The sequence below is a fragment of the Thermogladius sp. 4427co genome, from assembly GCF_051933805.1.
Taxonomy (GTDB): domain Archaea; phylum Thermoproteota; class Thermoprotei_A; order Sulfolobales; family Desulfurococcaceae; genus Thermogladius.
On record NZ_CP196893.1, the window covers coordinates 640,296 to 656,473 of the forward strand.

20 protein-coding genes and 1 tRNA gene are annotated in these 16,178 nt (G+C 45.9%); 13 read left to right on the forward strand and 8 right to left on the reverse strand.

Annotated elements, in window-relative coordinates:
- Positions 1–2: 2 nt before the first annotated feature.
- The 7 genes from ACSU1N_RS03590 to ACSU1N_RS03620 form a co-directional block, all read right to left on the reverse strand.
- Positions 3–944 (reverse strand): AAA family ATPase, encoded by a 942-nt coding sequence (locus tag ACSU1N_RS03590; RefSeq protein WP_440060232.1) that lies wholly within the window; start codon positions 942–944, stop codon positions 3–5.
- A 73-nt stretch (positions 945–1,017) separates the two neighbouring features.
- Positions 1,018–1,500: a hypothetical protein gene (locus tag ACSU1N_RS03595; RefSeq protein ID WP_440060233.1), complete on the reverse strand. Its 483-nt coding sequence runs from the start codon at positions 1,498–1,500 to the stop codon at positions 1,018–1,020.
- A complete protein-coding gene (locus ACSU1N_RS03600; protein WP_440060234.1) occupies positions 1,469–2,146 on the reverse strand; it encodes an ABC transporter ATP-binding protein in 678 nt (225 codons plus the stop codon). The genes ACSU1N_RS03595 and ACSU1N_RS03600 overlap by 32 nt, the downstream gene beginning before the upstream one ends.
- A 19-nt stretch (positions 2,147–2,165) precedes the next feature.
- Positions 2,166–3,683, reverse strand: coding sequence for a hypothetical protein (locus tag ACSU1N_RS03605; protein ID WP_440060235.1), 1,518 nt, complete (start codon positions 3,681–3,683; stop codon positions 2,166–2,168).
- Positions 3,670–4,794, reverse strand: coding sequence for a hypothetical protein (locus tag ACSU1N_RS03610; RefSeq protein WP_440060236.1), 1,125 nt, complete (start codon positions 4,792–4,794; stop codon positions 3,670–3,672). Before ACSU1N_RS03610 ends, ACSU1N_RS03605 begins: the two co-directional genes overlap by 14 nt.
- Positions 4,778–5,647: a hypothetical protein gene (locus ACSU1N_RS03615; RefSeq protein WP_440060237.1), complete on the reverse strand. Its 870-nt coding sequence runs from the start codon at positions 5,645–5,647 to the stop codon at positions 4,778–4,780. Before ACSU1N_RS03615 ends, ACSU1N_RS03610 begins: the two co-directional genes overlap by 17 nt.
- A 20-nt stretch (positions 5,648–5,667) precedes the next feature.
- A tRNA-Leu gene (locus ACSU1N_RS03620) sits at positions 5,668–5,765 on the reverse strand.
- Between the two features lie 159 nt (positions 5,766–5,924).
- On the opposite strand from ACSU1N_RS03620, the gene ACSU1N_RS03625 reads away from it, so the two are divergent.
- The 10 genes from ACSU1N_RS03625 (at position 5,925) to ACSU1N_RS03670 (ending at position 12,743) form a co-directional block, all read left to right on the forward strand.
- Positions 5,925–6,437, forward strand: coding sequence for a 50S ribosomal protein L16 (locus ACSU1N_RS03625; protein ID WP_440060238.1), 513 nt, complete (start codon positions 5,925–5,927; stop codon positions 6,435–6,437).
- A 50-nt stretch (positions 6,438–6,487) separates the two neighbouring features.
- Positions 6,488–7,501, forward strand: coding sequence for a diphthamide synthesis protein (locus tag ACSU1N_RS03630; protein WP_440060239.1), 1,014 nt, complete (start codon positions 6,488–6,490; stop codon positions 7,499–7,501).
- A complete protein-coding gene (locus ACSU1N_RS03635) occupies positions 7,485–8,144 on the forward strand; it encodes an METTL5 family protein (RefSeq protein WP_440060240.1) in 660 nt (219 codons plus the stop codon). Before ACSU1N_RS03630 ends, ACSU1N_RS03635 begins: the two co-directional genes overlap by 17 nt.
- Positions 8,122–8,700: an exosome complex RNA-binding protein Csl4 gene (locus ACSU1N_RS03640; protein ID WP_440060241.1), complete on the forward strand. Its 579-nt coding sequence runs from the start codon at positions 8,122–8,124 to the stop codon at positions 8,698–8,700. The genes ACSU1N_RS03635 and ACSU1N_RS03640 overlap by 23 nt, the downstream gene beginning before the upstream one ends.
- 2 nt (positions 8,701–8,702) lie before the next feature.
- On the forward strand, positions 8,703–9,323 hold the full coding sequence (locus tag ACSU1N_RS03645; RefSeq protein WP_440060242.1) for a DUF2067 family protein: 621 nt from the start codon (positions 8,703–8,705) through the stop codon (positions 9,321–9,323).
- Between the two features lie 21 nt (positions 9,324–9,344).
- On the forward strand, positions 9,345–9,620 hold the full coding sequence (locus ACSU1N_RS03650) for an RpoL/Rpb11 RNA polymerase subunit family protein (protein WP_440060243.1): 276 nt from the start codon (positions 9,345–9,347) through the stop codon (positions 9,618–9,620).
- A gap of 354 nt (positions 9,621–9,974) precedes the next feature.
- Positions 9,975–10,319 (forward strand): transcription factor S, encoded by a 345-nt coding sequence (locus ACSU1N_RS03655; protein WP_440060244.1) that lies wholly within the window; start codon positions 9,975–9,977, stop codon positions 10,317–10,319.
- 57 nt (positions 10,320–10,376) lie between these two features.
- Positions 10,377–11,126 carry a DNA polymerase sliding clamp gene (locus ACSU1N_RS03660; RefSeq protein ID WP_440060245.1) on the forward strand — a complete coding sequence of 250 codons (750 nt, stop codon included), beginning with the start codon at positions 10,377–10,379 and terminating at the stop codon, positions 11,124–11,126.
- Positions 11,104–12,246, forward strand: coding sequence for a DNA primase small subunit domain-containing protein (locus tag ACSU1N_RS03665; RefSeq protein ID WP_440060246.1), 1,143 nt, complete (start codon positions 11,104–11,106; stop codon positions 12,244–12,246). The genes ACSU1N_RS03660 and ACSU1N_RS03665 overlap by 23 nt, the downstream gene beginning before the upstream one ends.
- Positions 12,243–12,743, forward strand: a complete 501-nt coding sequence (locus tag ACSU1N_RS03670; protein ID WP_440060247.1) for a hypothetical protein — start codon at positions 12,243–12,245, stop codon at positions 12,741–12,743. Before ACSU1N_RS03665 ends, ACSU1N_RS03670 begins: the two co-directional genes overlap by 4 nt.
- On the opposite strand, the gene ACSU1N_RS03675 is transcribed toward ACSU1N_RS03670, so the two are convergent.
- Complete coding sequence (locus ACSU1N_RS03675) at positions 12,718–13,116, reverse strand: hypothetical protein (protein ID WP_440060248.1); 399 nt, start codon at positions 13,114–13,116, stop codon at positions 12,718–12,720. The two genes, ACSU1N_RS03670 and ACSU1N_RS03675, sit on opposite strands and share 26 nt — an antisense overlap.
- 72 nt (positions 13,117–13,188) lie before the next feature.
- Here ACSU1N_RS03675 and ACSU1N_RS03680 point away from each other — a divergent pair, with 72 nt between their 5' ends.
- The 3 genes from ACSU1N_RS03680 to ACSU1N_RS03690 are packed head-to-tail and all read left to right on the forward strand — an operon-like array spanning position 13,189 to position 16,171.
- A complete protein-coding gene (locus ACSU1N_RS03680) occupies positions 13,189–15,177 on the forward strand; it encodes a hypothetical protein (RefSeq protein ID WP_440060249.1) in 1,989 nt (662 codons plus the stop codon).
- The gene (locus tag ACSU1N_RS03685; protein ID WP_440060250.1) at positions 15,177–15,974 is read left to right on the forward strand and encodes a translation initiation factor IF-2 subunit alpha; all 798 of its coding nucleotides are present in this window, start codon (positions 15,177–15,179) and stop codon (positions 15,972–15,974) included. Before ACSU1N_RS03680 ends, ACSU1N_RS03685 begins: the two co-directional genes overlap by 1 nt.
- Positions 15,971–16,171, forward strand: a complete 201-nt coding sequence (locus ACSU1N_RS03690) for an RNA-protein complex protein Nop10 (protein WP_440060251.1) — start codon at positions 15,971–15,973, stop codon at positions 16,169–16,171. The genes ACSU1N_RS03685 and ACSU1N_RS03690 overlap by 4 nt, the downstream gene beginning before the upstream one ends.
- The last annotated feature ends 7 nt before the right edge of the window (positions 16,172–16,178 follow it).

Sequence of the window (16,178 nt, forward strand, 5' to 3'; positions counted from 1 at the left end):
TCCTACTTCGGTACAGGGACTTTGTTAAGTGCTTCTTCGACAATATACGCCCCGGTCAAGCCTTCTGCTTCAAACTCCTCCTTCACCCGTACTCTATGGGCTATCACGTGTACTGCTAGAGATTTAACATCATCTGGTATAACATAATCCCTACCTTCAATGAATGCAAGGCTCCTAGCGAGCCTGTATAGCCATATAGAAGCCCTATGGCTCGGGCCGTATTTAACAGCCTTAGACCTCCTGATATAGGAGATTAGATCGATAATATACCTAGCTATATTCTCTTCGACTACTACTTGTTTACTTACTATGTCCGAGATCAATAGAACTTCTTTAAGGGTAGCTACTTGTTCGATAGGGAGCATTATGATCGAATCGGATTTTGCAACAATCTCGAGTTCTTCGTCGGGGGGATTATATGTTGATGGCAGGCTGATAGAAAACCTGTCTATAAGGGTTTCTAAAAGCTCGTATCCCCCTGCGGTATATTCTAGTGGGATCATCGTTGCAATAACCATGAAAGGCTGTTCGAGAGGGTAGGTTACGCCATCTATTGAAACCTGCTGTTCCTGCATTGCTTCGAGCAGGGCCGCCTGAGACCTTGTTGGAACCCTATTGAGCTCGTCGAATAGCAATATGTTTGAGAAAACAGGGCCTTTTACAAGAGTTGAAGAACCATCGGGCTTGTATACGTGGAATCCTATTATATCGGAAGGGAGTACGTCGGGATGTCCCTGAACCCTCTTATATACGCCTCCAATAGTTTTCGCCAGTGCTTTAGCTAAGAGCGTCTTCCCGGTCCCCGGGAGGCCTTGGATAAGCAGATGCCCTCTGCTTAACAGTGTTATTACGCTTAATTTGACCAGGTAATCTTTTCCTACATAGACCTTTTTTATCTCGCTTATAATACTCCTTGCCTTCTCCAATGCGCTATCGAAATCCATCGCCTTATTAAACCCCTTCTAAAGCTATCATATGGCTTTTTAATCTAGGCAAAGATTAATAACCCTCTCGTAACTATCTCCTCCTAGCCACCCGCCACTTCCTCTTTGTCCAATACCAAATATAAGCCCATACTCTTGGGAGGAGGAAGTATGTTATCACAGGTATTGAAGCATATAACGCTATGCTAGCCCACGTGTATATATTCTTCCATAGAACATAGGAGGGGTATTCTGCTTTTAGTTTCTCGAGCTCGCTCCACGCGAGGCTTATATTATTCTCGACCCAGGCGGCTTCCTCACTAGTTAACTGTCCTTTGCTAATTAATTGGAGGGCGTTGTTAACATAGTATTCTACTAGACTAGTATTCATGCCTGCCTGGCTGATCGGTTTCAGCTCCTGCTCTATATCTTGTATTTGGGTGATATATTGGCTGGTATCATAGGGTGTCGTAGTAGATGCTGTAGGTGTCAATACCGATACGAATATTATGAGCATTGAAAAATATAGAAGCGCCCTCATACTATCACATATCCTGGATTTCAACGAGCTTTCCATCCGCTAGGATATACTCTCTATCCCCGTTAAAACTCTTCTGGTAGATCTCGGTAGTGCTTATTATGAAAGAAGTCTTTAATTCGTTCTTAACATACTCGATTAAATCATATAGCCTGGCTATGCCGGCATCGTCTACGTATGCGAAGGGCTCGTCTGCGACTACGAGAGCAGGACTGTTGACAAGCCCGCGCGCGAGAGCAACCATTTGCTTCTCGCCACCACTCAGGTTTTCAACCCTCCTCTCTAAAAGCTTGGAGATACCTACTAGTTCAGCTACTCTACTAACAGCCTCGTCTAAACCCTTCCCCCGCAGCCCTCTCACATAGCCTGCTAGCTCGATATTCTCTCTGACAGTCATATTAGGAAGGAGGTCTATTGTCTGAGGTATGTATGATAGTAATCTGGAAGCAACCCTCCCCCTCTCCTTCTCTCTCAACCTCCAGGCGTCGACTCCGTCGACGTATACGCGTCCCTCGTCGGGTTTAAGCAGTAGGGCTATTATCTTTAGGAGAGTAGTTTTACCAGCACCGCTCCTCCCTCTTACAACAATAACCTCGGCCCTGCCAATGCTCAAGCTCACTCTATTTAGAACAAGCCTGTCCCCGTAGGATTTCTTCACGGAGTCAAGCCTTAGAATCTCTGTCAAGCTACGCTCATCCCTGGTTTCAGCAGATAGCTAAAACCCCGTAGCCGTTACTATATATAATACCAGTATAGTTACTAGGTTCGAAAAATATTTTAACACTCTTCCCAGCTTCTATTAAAGCCCCTTTATCGAGCATGTAATTATATACAAGTAGTAGACAGTCTTGCCTAGGCTGGTTGAGGATATTTGAAGCACTAACATTGTATAAACCGCTTAGCATCATCGATTGTTTCACATCAGTGTAAACGACCAGACCCGTTGTTTTAACGCTGATATAAGAGCCTGTATAAGTCTCGTATCCATGGTAGAGCCAGTACCATCCTAGCCCGGGGACAACACCTGCTAGCACTAAGGTGAAAGATGCTAGCATTACAGCCGAGTAGAAAACTATAGTCGAAACCATTCTTTTACCGGTTTTATCAATGAAACTAATAGATATAGCGGTAGGGAAAACCGAGAACCCTGCTACACGGTATATAATAGACTCGTATCCTGGTATATCCTCGTTTATGAAAAACAGTATTAGACCTGCTAGCGAGGTAAGTAATACTATAGGTAGTAGAGAGTTTTCACGAGACCAGAGTATTACTCCTAGAGCTACTAAGATAAGGGCTGAAGCCATGTATAGGACTGTTATAGTCGTAAGAGTGTCTAAGGAGTATACGTTGTGTTCAAAATAATACGCTGGTAATAGTGTTAATAATAGTATTGAATAAGCTAGTATGGTTGGGATTCTGCTCAAAGAAGTATCTAATAATTTACGGTAGTATACGTATACGAGTAAGCCTGCGAGAGAGAAGAATGTTAAGTAGGAGATAAGGCTTAGGGCTAGCCAATGGCTTGCGTAAGCAAGTATAGAGTATCTTCCTAGGAGGTAGTATTGGAGGCTCTGGGATACTGCCAGTATGAGTATAGATACTAGTACCTTAGGGGGATCGTACTTCAAGGGGTCCAGTACTGTGTAGTGAGACGCTACTAATATCATAAATAACGAGTATAGGAAGGCAAAGGCTATGAGAGAGGTTAAGTGGTGTGTGAAAGGCAGTGCTAGAGACGGTGCTAAGAGTGCTATCAAACCGGTTTTGTCAATATGTAAGATAAAGTAGAGTATTGTTAAGAGCAGTACGTAAGCGTACCCCTCCTTAGCGTAACCAGTTGTCATGAATACAATGTTGAAAGCGAGAGATAGGACTAGGGCGGAGAACAATCCTTTAACACCCTTCTTAAACGAGTACCCGATTAAGAATACAGCGATGGTAATAGACCCTGCGAGGGTGGCTACAGCCTGGATGATTTCAAGGCCTGTTACCTTGCTGAAGATAGCTAGCTGTAGAGATGTAACCGGCCAATAGTTGTTATAGTTGTCAAAGGCGTTCGACTTTAAATCGATCGGCGAGGAACTATATAGGATGATCGAGTTCCTGACAATTCCCCATACGTCTGTAGAGAAAAAAGTAGAGCTATACAAGTAGGGGTATGCCCTCAGCGATAATACTATGACCAGTACTAGTAATAGAACTATGCTAATGCGTACCAATACTCCTAACCTCTTTGGCTGATACTAGGATGAAGAGGGCTGAGACAATAATAGTGTATATGGCAAGGGTTTCGGAATCTATTATGAGAGGGAGGCTATGGTAGAGGAGGGATATCATGATATATCTGCCCGCGTAGAAATAGAGCAGGACACCTAGCAGGTAGCCTGTTAGAAACATACTGGTTAATGCTAGCAGGGCTAGCCTCCTAATGCTGGCTGGGTTCAGCGATAATTCCACAAGGGTGTTTAAAACATATTCTTTCCTCTTCACGTAGAATCCGCTGGTTACAACAGCTACTATAGATGTCAGTATTACAGTCCCGGCTAGTCCAAGGAGAGACATGGTTCTTCCAATACTTACTACATCGCCTAGGCTCCTGATCTCAAGCACTCCTCTCACCTGGATGCTCCTACTGGTGATTAGAGGTATCAGCCATCCGGGTACTGTTATAGAGTAACCGTAGCCTATGGTATTAGTCCCGGTAAGATTCCCGAGTATGCTCTCGGCTCTAGCACTAGCTCTATCACAGACGATAACGCTAACATAGCTGGCGGATACTCCTCTCAGTAATCTAGCAGTATCCAAGCTTACAATTAACTCGTCGTCGACCGGATTCCCCGATCTAACAATACCGGCGACCCTTAGAGCGATAGTAGCATTATTGAACAGGCTTCTAACCAAGATAACACTGCCGGGTGAGAGCTTGTATTTACCTGCTAGCCTATAGCCTGCTATAGCAGTAGAATTATCTAGGTAGAGAGCGCCATCTACTAGGATAGCGCCATGTATCCTAGCGAGATAGTTGGCTGAAACCCCTCTCGCTATAATAGTAGACTCGTCTAGGATGACTGGTGCGAGCACCTCAGGGCTGCACAACATCCCTGCTGCTTCTACTAGGCTTGTAATATTGCTTGGTACAAGACCTGTTATTACAAAGCTCCCCCTGTTATATATCAGGAGCCCGCCGCCCCCCTTAGCGATCTCGAATGGTGCAAGTATAATACTGTTGGCAATAGAATTAGCGTAGATGCTGAAGAATACTATTAGCGCGAGTATTACCGTCGAAAACAAGTAGTCTCTGCCAAGCAATAGCCTAGCTTCTCTCAGCATACCCGTCGTCTCTGCCTAGCTCTAGGATAAGCCCGAGTTGCGATGCTAGAGTGGTTAAAAATACTATAGTAGCAGTCTGCAAGAATTTACCAGTGTCGATGTACGGGTTCAACACGAATCCTACCCCTAGGAAGACTCTGGATAGGGCTATTAGCGAATGCGATAGTACTATAGCGATACTCAACCCTACGAGCAGCCCGGCTAGAGAAGTTAGGAGTAGGGATAATATGAAGCCTAGGATTACACGTCTCCTGCTAGCGCCGAGCTCTAAGAGGACAGTTGAAACCCTCCTAGCCCCGTCTCCTTGTTTCACGCCTAGGATAAGAGAGCCTGCGAATAGTATTACGTAGAGAGGTGTAGTGAGTGCGGCTTCTAGGTATGATACCTCTCTCCTAAAATCTTCGAGTGCCTTACCGAGCAGTGGGGTACCGGGGCTGCAGGAGTCTAATGTTTTAAGCGAGAACGAGTAGTCGTTGTAGAAGCCGCCTATCCTAATCCAGATGACCGAACCGCCTACCTGTAGCCGGAGGTTCCCAGAGCCATTGGTATTGCTGCCGAGGATAGAAGCCAGCTTGTCCGAAGCCAGTACTACAAGAGGGGTTCTATTATATGGGATACTAGAATTATTAAAACAGTATACTACCACGGGCAGGCTACTACTCCCTATTTCTAAAACACCCGCTTGTGCGGGAGTAGCGGAAGGATTACTAATATAATTGCCCAGGCTTCCTGCTATTGATTCAACGGGTGTGAGAAATAATTGGATAAGGAATACTATGCTCGCTAGGAGGGATACATATATTAGTAGGTTTCTATGGTAGTTCCTCGCAAATGCTTTGATAATAGTCTTCATCGGCTTAACCTCTGAATTAGTGCGGGGGGTGGGATTTGAACCCACGCAGGCCTACGCCAGCGGATCTCCCCTGGGCTACTTGAGTCCGCCCCCTTTAACCTGGCTCGGGCACCCCCGCGCTATTAAACTCTATTTGTGCAGTGGGGTTTAAACTTAAACACTGCTTGCTAGAATAGTTTTGCTACTGGAAGGACGCTCTAGTTATTAGCGGCATAATTGTATTTAAGCTTATTAATCTGTTTAAACCCTAATAGTAAGCCTTAGACGGGTGTGCTTAATGCCGTTGAGACCTGCGAGATGCTATACGCATTTCAGTGGGCCGCCCTACACTAGGAAGGAGTATATCCCGGGTGTTCCACAGCCTAAGATAACGAAGTTCGAGATGGGGAATCCTAAGGGTGAATACGATTACATCGTCAAGCTTGTAGCCGAGGAGGCAGGCCAGATCAGGCATAACGCTCTCGAGGCCGCCCGTGTAATGCTGAATAAGAGGATGAGTGTTGTAGCCGGCGATGTAAACTACTACTTGAAGATCAGGAAATATCCGCATCATGTTATAAGAGAGAATAAGATGATGGCTTTCGCGGGAGCTGACAGGTTGCAGGACGGTATGAGGCTCTCGTTCGGCAAGCCTATCGGGTTAGCGGCAAGAGTGTTCCCCGGCGATATTATAGCGGAATTACATGTTAGAAAAGAGCATTTAGATGAAGCTAAGAAGGCTATGAAGATAGCTGCTTCCAAACTTCCTCTGCCCACACGTATAATTATTGAAGAAGCCAAGAAGAGCTAGGCATTAGGGTTCTAGGATTGTTTTCCACATTATAAGTCAAGGTCTGCCGCTTGAAATGCGACCTCTACGTCTTCGACGAAACGGTTATCGAGAGAGAGATCCGCTCTATCAGCAGGGAAAAACCCGTTATCCTACTCCATGCCCCCGATGGTTTGAAAAACCTTTACACTTGTTTGAAATCTTTCCTAGTAGAAAGGTTTAAAGCAGAAGTCTACTTCTCTATAGCACCCGGCTACGGGGCTTGCGATATACCTGTCGAAGACATACTCTATCTGAAACCAGATCTTGTAATACATATCGGCCACCTCGAGTACGCTATGAGAGAGACAGAGATACCGTGGAGGATAGTATATCTACCGGTATACTACGATATTACCCCTCCTCGTAGCGTATTAGAAAAGCTCGCGGAAGCCCTGGCTTCTAGAGCCTGGCGTAGGATAGGCTTGTTCTATCCCGAGACCGAGCGATTGATTGCTGGAAGAGTCAAGGAGCATCTTTCTGGTAGGGGCTTTAAAATACTCGAGGATAATTCTAGAAGGCCTATTCTGGGATGCGACTACACGCCTCTCGTAAAGCTGATGAATGATATCGACGGGGCTCTGATAATTGCTGGAGGCTTATTCCACCCCATCGGAGCAGCATTCTACACCGATAGAATCCTCGCCTACGACCCCTACAGGAATTCCATATGGGATCCTCTGGTTGAAGCCTCAAGGATATTAAGAAAGAGGATATTCCTGGTATCAGGTTTGCGTAACCAGGCTCTTAAGAGAGCGGTTGTAGTAGCCGGGTCTAGGCCTGGGCAGTATAGACCGAGTGTTATAGGCATGGTTGTTAAAATGTTGCAGAGTATAGGGGTTGAAGCCGATGTCGTGTTCTCATCTTATTTAACCATCGAAAGGCTTGTTGCGATAGACAGTGTTTTCAAACCGGATCTCATAGTTATTACAAGCTGTCCGAGGCTGCCATTAGACGATTTCAGCGATTTTTACAAACCGGTTCTAACCCCTGGTGAAATCGTTATGCTAGTGAAGGGCTTAGACAAGTATGTCTACCCGTGGTAGCTTGGATAAGAAAGAACTCGAGCTACTGCTATCGGCTCTCCCCAGGTTCCCGAAACCTAGGAGAGAGCTCGAACAGTATGAGACCCCTCCAGATGTCGCCGCTGAAATACTATGGGACGCATTCCTATCAGGCGAGCTGACCGGCTCTATTATTATAGAACCCGGGTGTGGTATTGGGAGGCTGGTATACGGTTCTATACTACTCGGGGCAGCGCTAGGGCTTTGTTTAGATATCGACGAGAGGATCGTCGAGTTCGCTAGGGAAGCCCATTGTTCGTTGGATAGGAGGGTCTGCGATAAAATCATATACCTGGTATCCGATTTCCTAGCAGAGCCTGTTGTGAGAGGAGGGATTGTGCTGATGAACCCTCCCTTCGGCGTCTACAAGCCTAACCGCGGGATCGATATGAGGTTTCTCGATAAGGCGCTAGATATTGCTAGAACTGTTTATTCGATACATAAATACTCGGAGAAAGCTATAGATATCATACGGGAGAAGTCTTTTCGACACGGGTTTAAAATAGCTAAAATAAATCTCATCGATTTAGGAATCCCTATGGTATTTGAATCCCATAGGAGGAGGATTTACAGGTTTAAAGCTTTCTATGTTGTTTTGAAAGGTGAGCAGGTTGGTAACAGGTGAGAAAAAGGTATTTCCAGGCGATAGACTAGGGATTATAGAAGAATACATGCCTGGGAGCGATGTATACGAGGATAAGGACGGATACCTGAGGAGTAGCGTTACAGGCATAGCTCTATACGATTCAATAAAGAAAGTAGTTAACATCAAGCCTGTGACAAGGAAATACCATATTCTTAAACCTGGAGACATAGTCGAAGGAGTCGTAACCTATATGAACGACGACCTGGCTTTCATCAAAATATACTGGGTGGAAGATAGGAGGCTTACGAAGACTGTAGACGCCCTAGGTATCCTACATATTTCGCAGACAAGCCAGTCTTTTGTCGAAAGCATGTATGACGTTGTTAGATTAAACGATATCGTGAGAGCTAAAATACTCGGCGGTAGAGGAGTCTACCAGCTCACTATAAAAGAGCCTCAGCTAGGTGTAATATACGCTAAGTGCGTTTACTGTGGCGCCCCACTGGTATACGATTCTGGAAGGCTAGTATGTAGCTCCTGCGGGGAGGTCAACAAGAGGAAGGCTAGTATAAACTATATCCTGGTGAAACACTAGGAATGCCTCTCTCGAAGAAGGTCTATAGGATAAAATGCGTCGACGAACCATGTGAGAAACTAGCTGAGGCTATTGGCGATAGGATAAGCCTGCTGGGAGAATACAATATCAGGATCGAGAACAATTATATTATCATAGAGCTCTACGGTTACGAATCCGATATCAAGAAAGCCTGGTTTAAGATAAAGAGCCTTCTAGGAGTCCCTGCGAAGGGAGGGAAGGGTCTAGCAGGGTATAGGCTAGACTATTTCTTCAGAGAGCTCGGTGCTACATTCTCGCCCAGGATATTGGTAGAAGTCTTGAAACGTAGAGGGTTTGTTGTTGAAACCGGGGAGGACGCTAGCATCATCTATACCAACGCTGGGAGAGAGATAGTGGTCGATATAGCGAGACGGATTATCGAGTTATCGAATAATATCCCGAAAGATGTGAAAGGTTCTTCTACAAGATACTACCTGGTAACCCTAGGTGTTTTAACAGGCGTATCTATTCAGGAACTAGTTGATAAAGCGGTTGAACTCGGGCATATTAGGAGGGATAGGGAAGGGTTGAGGCTAGCGGTAGAATGGGTTAGAGGGGTTGAGGAATTTTTAAAAAGACTAAAGCTCAGTAATGGCATCTAGTGTACTAGGGGTTTCCATATAATGGATGTTAGAATTTTAAAGAGGGAAGGGAACGAGCTAGTACTCGAGATAGTTGGTGAAGACCATACGCTAGGGAATATGATCGCTAAAGAAGCCCTACTAGACCCTAGGGTAGAGTTCAGCACATACCGGATACCACACCCGCTACAGGATAGGATGGAGCTAACTATTATCACCAGACAGGGAGAAGACCCTGTTAAAGTACTTGTTGATGTAATAAATAGGCTGGTAGAACAGGTAAGAGAGTTCAAGAAGATAGTTGAGGAAAAGCTATGAAGAGAGAGTCGAGGGTTCTAGCCCTTCTAGTTGAGGATAGCCTAGTAGTCTTAGGAGTGTTCAGGGGAAATTTTTAGAAGAGTTGAAACTGGAGTCTATAGGGGCGGATAGCTTATTCTACTTGAGGAGTTATGTAGAGAACCTGTCAACTTTCAACGAGCTCTCGATACTACTGAATTGCAACGGGTCTAAGTACGGAATTCCCTGGGCGGGTCTTAGGGTTTACGAAGGGTCTCAATATTTAATAGCCCGGTCAAAATATTGTTGTCTTCTTAGATTAGTCGCTAGATTAGCCAGGTATCTGCTTTACGGCGGTATAGACGCGTTAGGAGCAGTTGTAGAAGGTGGTGATGGATGCCGAGATTCTGCCCTAGATGTGGGGGTTTAATGAAGCCTGTTGGCGAGGGAGGAGTCTACTACCTGGTATGCTCTAGATGCGGTTACAGAGTGAGAGCTACGGAAAGAGACCTGAAAGAATACGGTATAAGGATCAGAATCGAGCATTCCGAGAAAGAGAAGACGTTGGTGATTAAAGACGTAGACGAGGCTAATCTCCCGATAACGAGAGAGGTGACATGCCCTAGGTGCGGCTACCACGAAGCCTACTACTGGGTGGTCCAGACCAGAGCTGCTGACGAACCGCCTACAAGGTTCTATAAGTGCAGGAGATGCGGGTACGTGTGGCGCGAGTACGAGTGAGACGCGGGCTCAGGGTTTTATTCTAACAGTACATGATTTAAATTAGAGGTGTCCGGGTTGAAGCTAAGGTTTTCGAACGCGAGTGTGTGGAAATATGTGATTACATCGATTTCCAAGATTATTGAAGAAGGGGTTTTCAGAGTAGACCAGTCTGGGCTGAGGCTGAGGGCTTTCGACGCTACTAATACGGCTTTCATAGACTTGCACATTCCGAGGGAGGCGTTTGTAGAATTCAATGTTGAGAAAGAAGAGAAGTTTGGGGTTAATTTCGAGGATTTCGCGAAGATATCTAAACTTGCTGCTAAAGGAGACGAGCTACTGCTAGAACTAGTCGAAGGTGGTAGACTAGGCGTGACTTTCCAGGGCCATGGTACTAGGACGTTCATCCTCCCGAATATCGAGGTATCGCCTCCTGAAGAGGTTTCAGAAATATCTCTCGAGTTCCCTGTTAAAGCGAGGATCCAACCGGCTTTATTCGACGATATAATGAAGGAGCTTGATGTAGTAGGCGATGTACTAACCTTGGAATCGCAGCCGGATTCTAGCATCCTCGCATTAACGGCTTCAAGCGATATAGCTGAAGCTAGAATAGAGCTGTCCCTGGAAGACGGATCCCTCCTAGAGTATACTGTTAATAGCGAGGCGAAGGCTAGCTACGGGCTTGAATACCTGTATGAAATGTCTAGGGTCGCGCCTGTGGCAGAAGGCCTAGTCTTAGAATACGGTTCTAACCTACCGTTGAAACTCTTGTTCGAGCTACCCCAGGGTGGAAGGATAGTATTTTATGTCTCGCCTAGAGTTGAATAAGGCTTTCCTGAGGAGGATCCTCAACCTCTACTATTCTAAGAGGCCTCTTGTAGAACCGCCCGACCTGCACTCAAGGGAGATTGCTATCGTAGACCTAGATAGCGAGGCCTATATAAGGCATCTCAGCTTCCCTAATATGGCCCAGCTATATTCTTTCATCCTCGGGAAGAAGACCCCTCTACATATATACTATTCTTCTGCCTTATACAATGATCCGTCTGTAGAGAAAATGGATTTGAAAGGATGGAGGGGTTCCGAGCTAATATTCGATATCGATGTAGACCATCTACCAGGCTGCGATCTCAAGCTCGAGGTATGTGTCCGCGACAATACCGTACTAGGCGAAGGCGAGAAAAGGTGCCCGTCGGGTGTCGAGCCAGTCGAATTAGATGTTTTAGAACCCGAGTGTTTCGACAAAGGCTTGGATATGGCTCGTAGGCTCGTAGGGATTTTAGAGGAGGATCTCGGCTTCAAAGAGGTCGAAGTCTACTTCTCAGGTAATAGAGGGTTCCACATTAGGGTAGTAGACGAATACGTCCTCGACCTGACCAGAGAGATGAGGGCTATGATAGCAGACTATGTCTCATGCGAGAATATAGATGTTGAAAACGTTTTCCCCCAGGGTGGTTCCAGAGGGTCTGTGTTTGTATATTTCACGGGCGATGAAATAGGTGTTAGGAAGAGGGTTTTGGAAGCGGCTAGAAGGAAAGGTTTACTCGAAGAGGTTGCGGTCGAGAAGATCGGGCTGTTATATAGGATGCCGTTTGAGTATTTAAAACAGGTTCTCGACGAGGTTTGTATTAAGATAGATAGGGTTGTGACAATGGATACTTCTAGGCTCTCTAGGTTCGAGAAGAGTATTAATGGTAAAGCAGGGCTGAAGGTTGCGAAAATCGATTTGTCTAAGACGAATCGTTTCGAATACAGGGATTTCTTCGCCTGGTCGGGTAGGGTGCTGGTTAGCCCCCTAGTAGACTTGTCGGGTGTAAGGGTTTTAGACCTCAAGCTGGATCTCAAGAGGGGTTTGAAGACCGAGCTAGAAGCTCCTTACGCAATATATCTCGTTTTAAAAAAGCTTGCTGTATACGTTAGCGATAAGGGGGTAGAGGCTGTACCTTGAGCAGTCCTCTAATAAGGATCCTGAGGGACGAAGTCTGGTCTAGTAGGCTGCAGCCTATTCAAGAGCTAAAGCTCCAGGATTTAAGGCAGGGTTTAGACAATGGATTGCAGGCTGGTTTGAACGCTAGTATTGAAGAGAGGAGGCTTTTTATCACCCTTCTCGAGAAGATTCGAAACGATGCTAAGCGTGTCGCCGAGCTCAGGCTGATGAAGACTTCTCTAGGTGTTGAAATACCTTCTGAAACCGTGGATAAGGAGGTTTTATCTCTTATTACTAGGATCAGAGACTTCCTGGTGAAGGTGTATTCGACATCTATTATAGTATTCGATAAAAAGGTCTTAGCCCTTGTTGAGAAACCTTGTGCTGCGAACTTTAGGGTAGGCGATATAGTTTTTCTAGACTATAGTGAAGCACTAATCCAGTATATTAGGGGTTGCGTAGAGCTTGTTGAGAGACCTGTATTCTACTATGCTAGGAAGCTAGGTATTGAAGGCTGAGTATAAGGTAGGTTAATGCTACTAGTACTAGTATACTAACCATAGTGTAGAAATTTATTTCAAGCCTCCTTTCTTCGGTAATCTTCTTGAAGTACCTAGGCTTAGCGGACTCTGCGAAATAGGGTAGTATCAGCCCGGCCGATACTAGGAGCACTCCTAGTACGGTATATAACAGCGTGTAGCCTATGAGTACAAGGCTAGGCTGGCTTATCTGTGTAGTATAGGATGCGATCAAGTAGGGCCAGTTGGATACTGAGATTATTATTATAGAGACTGCTAGCACTGTGAAAACAGATAACGTTCTCTCGGATAGGCTATCGTAGTCTAGCTCGAAAACAATACTCCCCTTATATTTTTTAACAGGCTTAGGCATTATCCTCAACCTAGGCTTAGTTTTAAATTCGAGGTATTTAACTAATAAACTCAGCGTTGAAGGTGTTCCAGCTTGGATACGAGACGGGGTAGTATAGTAGGTATTATACTGCTGGTTTCAAGCATTATAACCTATATTATCCTAGGCCTCGAATTACTGAAGTATAATGAGCCTAGCGATGCATCCTGGTTCCACCTGTACGTAGCTAGGTACGCGGGCTACCCGGTCGACAACAAGGTGTCTATCGTATCCCCTGTAGATTTAAGGTATTATAATACTCTATTAGATTATGTTGTTAAAATCCTTGGTTTAACAAAGTACTTGCTGGACCTACCTATTGTATCCGGCCTGCTAACCCTCTTCTTAATAGCTGCTGTAACCTATTATTGGAGGAGGGATCTCCTAGTAGCAGGTCTTTCAAGCCTCCTAGCATCTACCACTCCTGGATTCATATACTGGTTTAAATACGGTATGTATGGTCCATGGATAGCGCTGCCGATCCTACTCCTAGGACTATTACTCTCGTTCGCAGCCTATCGTAGTAAGAATATGGCTATCGGGGTATTAGCCGGCGTTCTAATAGGGTTGGGCTGGGTGTTTGATGGTTCGGCATGGGTTCTAGTAGCAGGCTACTCGCTGGCTCTAAGTATTGCTATTATAGCCGGCCTAGCTGTTAGGAAAGATTTCACCCCTCTAGCACTCACCATACTAGTCTACCTGGTTTCTATCGTCTTGGGTAATAGGTATATAACATCCCAGGATGCTGTGGCTACCGGGATAGCTTTAGGCGCAGTAATAAGCTATATAGTTGTGGATAAGATGGGTCTACGCAAACACTCGCTAAGGATCATAGCTGCATTCATCTCCTCGATACTCTCAGTCCTGGGATTATTACTTGTAGGCTATAGCATAGGCTTCCCAGGTATCCCGGACGTCTACTATAAGCAGTATAACCCGATGTTCGATACAGGGGCGCTAGGCCTCCTCCTGGTTCTCGCAGCTCTCGTTATAGCAAGGTCTACGAGGGCTTCCTCCAGAAGCTTTTTCATAGAGGTAGCTCTGCTCTCGGTCTCGGTTCTAGCCGTTCTAACAGGCTATATCAGTGTCACCAGCGAGTTGTACGCTATAGTCTCATCGTCAGTAATATCATCAGTAGTCCTCGCTCAAGTAGTAGGCGCAGCAGGCTTCCCGCGTAGAGGGTATTCCAGGGTCTTCTCGTTACTACTCGTATCCCTAGTAGTAGTATCGCTAATAGCAGGCAATATCGTCTCTTCGAAATCTATTAGTAGCAGTATCCCAAGCTCTATGGTACTAGACATACCTTTAACGTACGTTAATCTTACAGCTCTTAATAACACGGGCTTCCTAACACTATTAGATATCCTCCGGTCGGTTCCACCCAACAAGACGCTTATCATAACCTATTGGGGCTATACATTCTACGTTCTAGGTTATATTGGAGAAGGCTATTATTGCCTAGCCGGGCCCAACGGGCCTGTGGAAGGCTGGAGGCTCGTATCCTGGATTATGGTAGGAGACGAGGCGACTTCAGCTGGCTTGTTGAGGAGGATTATGTGGCAGTATAATATTAGCCGGGCGTATATTATAGTCGGCGAAGCAGTAAGTATCGAGAAGCCTTTATTCGGCCCGCCTAAGCTACATATTGGGAGGGCTATCCCGGTAGGGGCCACAGGCCAGGTTACCTATCAGGCTCTTGGAGATGTGTCCAGGCTCCCGTTGTACGTTATGCTTGCGAATCTCTCCGTGCTAGATTTCATAGACTATACTAAGGCAACATACTTCGTGAACGCCCCCCTAGCCTGGACTGATAGAGCGGTTTCAAGCCTCGAGGTAAAGCTCGTCACCTACGCGGCTAAATCCCTGGGATACCCTGTTGTAAACGATATATACTCCCCTCAGGAGATCAATATTGCTACGCCAATGTTTTTCAAACTGGTTAATACTACTATGATACCTCTGGATACAACGGTTTCGACTTCATCTGTCTACAATAATTATTACCTGCTAGCCCTATATGAATTCAACGAGGTGGTCTACTAGTGGTTATCCCTAGGAAGGATCTCCCAGATATCGGAGAGCTGGTAGTAGCTACTGTCAGAGAGATCTTCGATTACGGAGCATATGTTACGCTAGACGAGTACAACGACCATAAAGCGTTCCTACCCTGGAGCGAGGCTTCTACGAAATGGGTTAAAGACCTCCACGAGGTCGTGTACGAAGGAGAGAAGATTGTTGTAAAAGTAATCAGAGTGGATAGGAGGAAAGGCGAAGTCGACGTATCTTTGAAGAGGGTTTCCGATACCGATAAGAGACGTAAGATGATGTGGTGGAAGAGGTTTGTCCGTGGGGCTAAGATAATTGAGGGAGTAGCCAAGTCGATGGGGTGGAGTGTAGAGGAGGCTTATAGGGATGTAGTATGGAGGCTAGACGACTACTACGGAGACCCTCTCACAGGCTTGGAAGAGGCTGTTATCAGGGGTGGGGAAGCCCTTGCTAGGGCAGGGGTCCCCGAGAAATGGATCCAGCCATTGATCCAGGAGGCTTCTAGGCATGTTAGGATTAAGAAGGTTTCTGTGAAGAGGATTATTATATTGAGGAGTCTGAGTAGTGATGGCATAGAGAGGATTAAGAAGGTTCTGGAAGCGGTAGATAGCGAGATATCCGGCTCCGGGCTGGCGTCGAGGATTTACACTTCGGGCTCGCCGAGGTATATGGTAGAAGTTGAAGCACAGGATTATAAGAGTGCTGAGACCGTTCTAGAGAAGGCTCTCGAGAAGGCTGCTAGGAAGGCTTCCGAGCTCGGTGTAGAATTCAGCGTGGAGAGTGTAAAGTCTTGAAATGGCTTATGAGGAAATGCGTTTCCTGCGGCAGGTATACGCTAGCCCAGGATAAATGCCCATACTGCGGTGGAGAGCTCAGGGTCCCCCATCCCCCGAGGGCTTCGCCGGACGACAGGCTCGTACTCTACAGGCTAAGCCTCAAAATAGAATCAGGCGTTCTGAAACTAGATGCTAAACCAGCATATATCCCATAGGCGATTG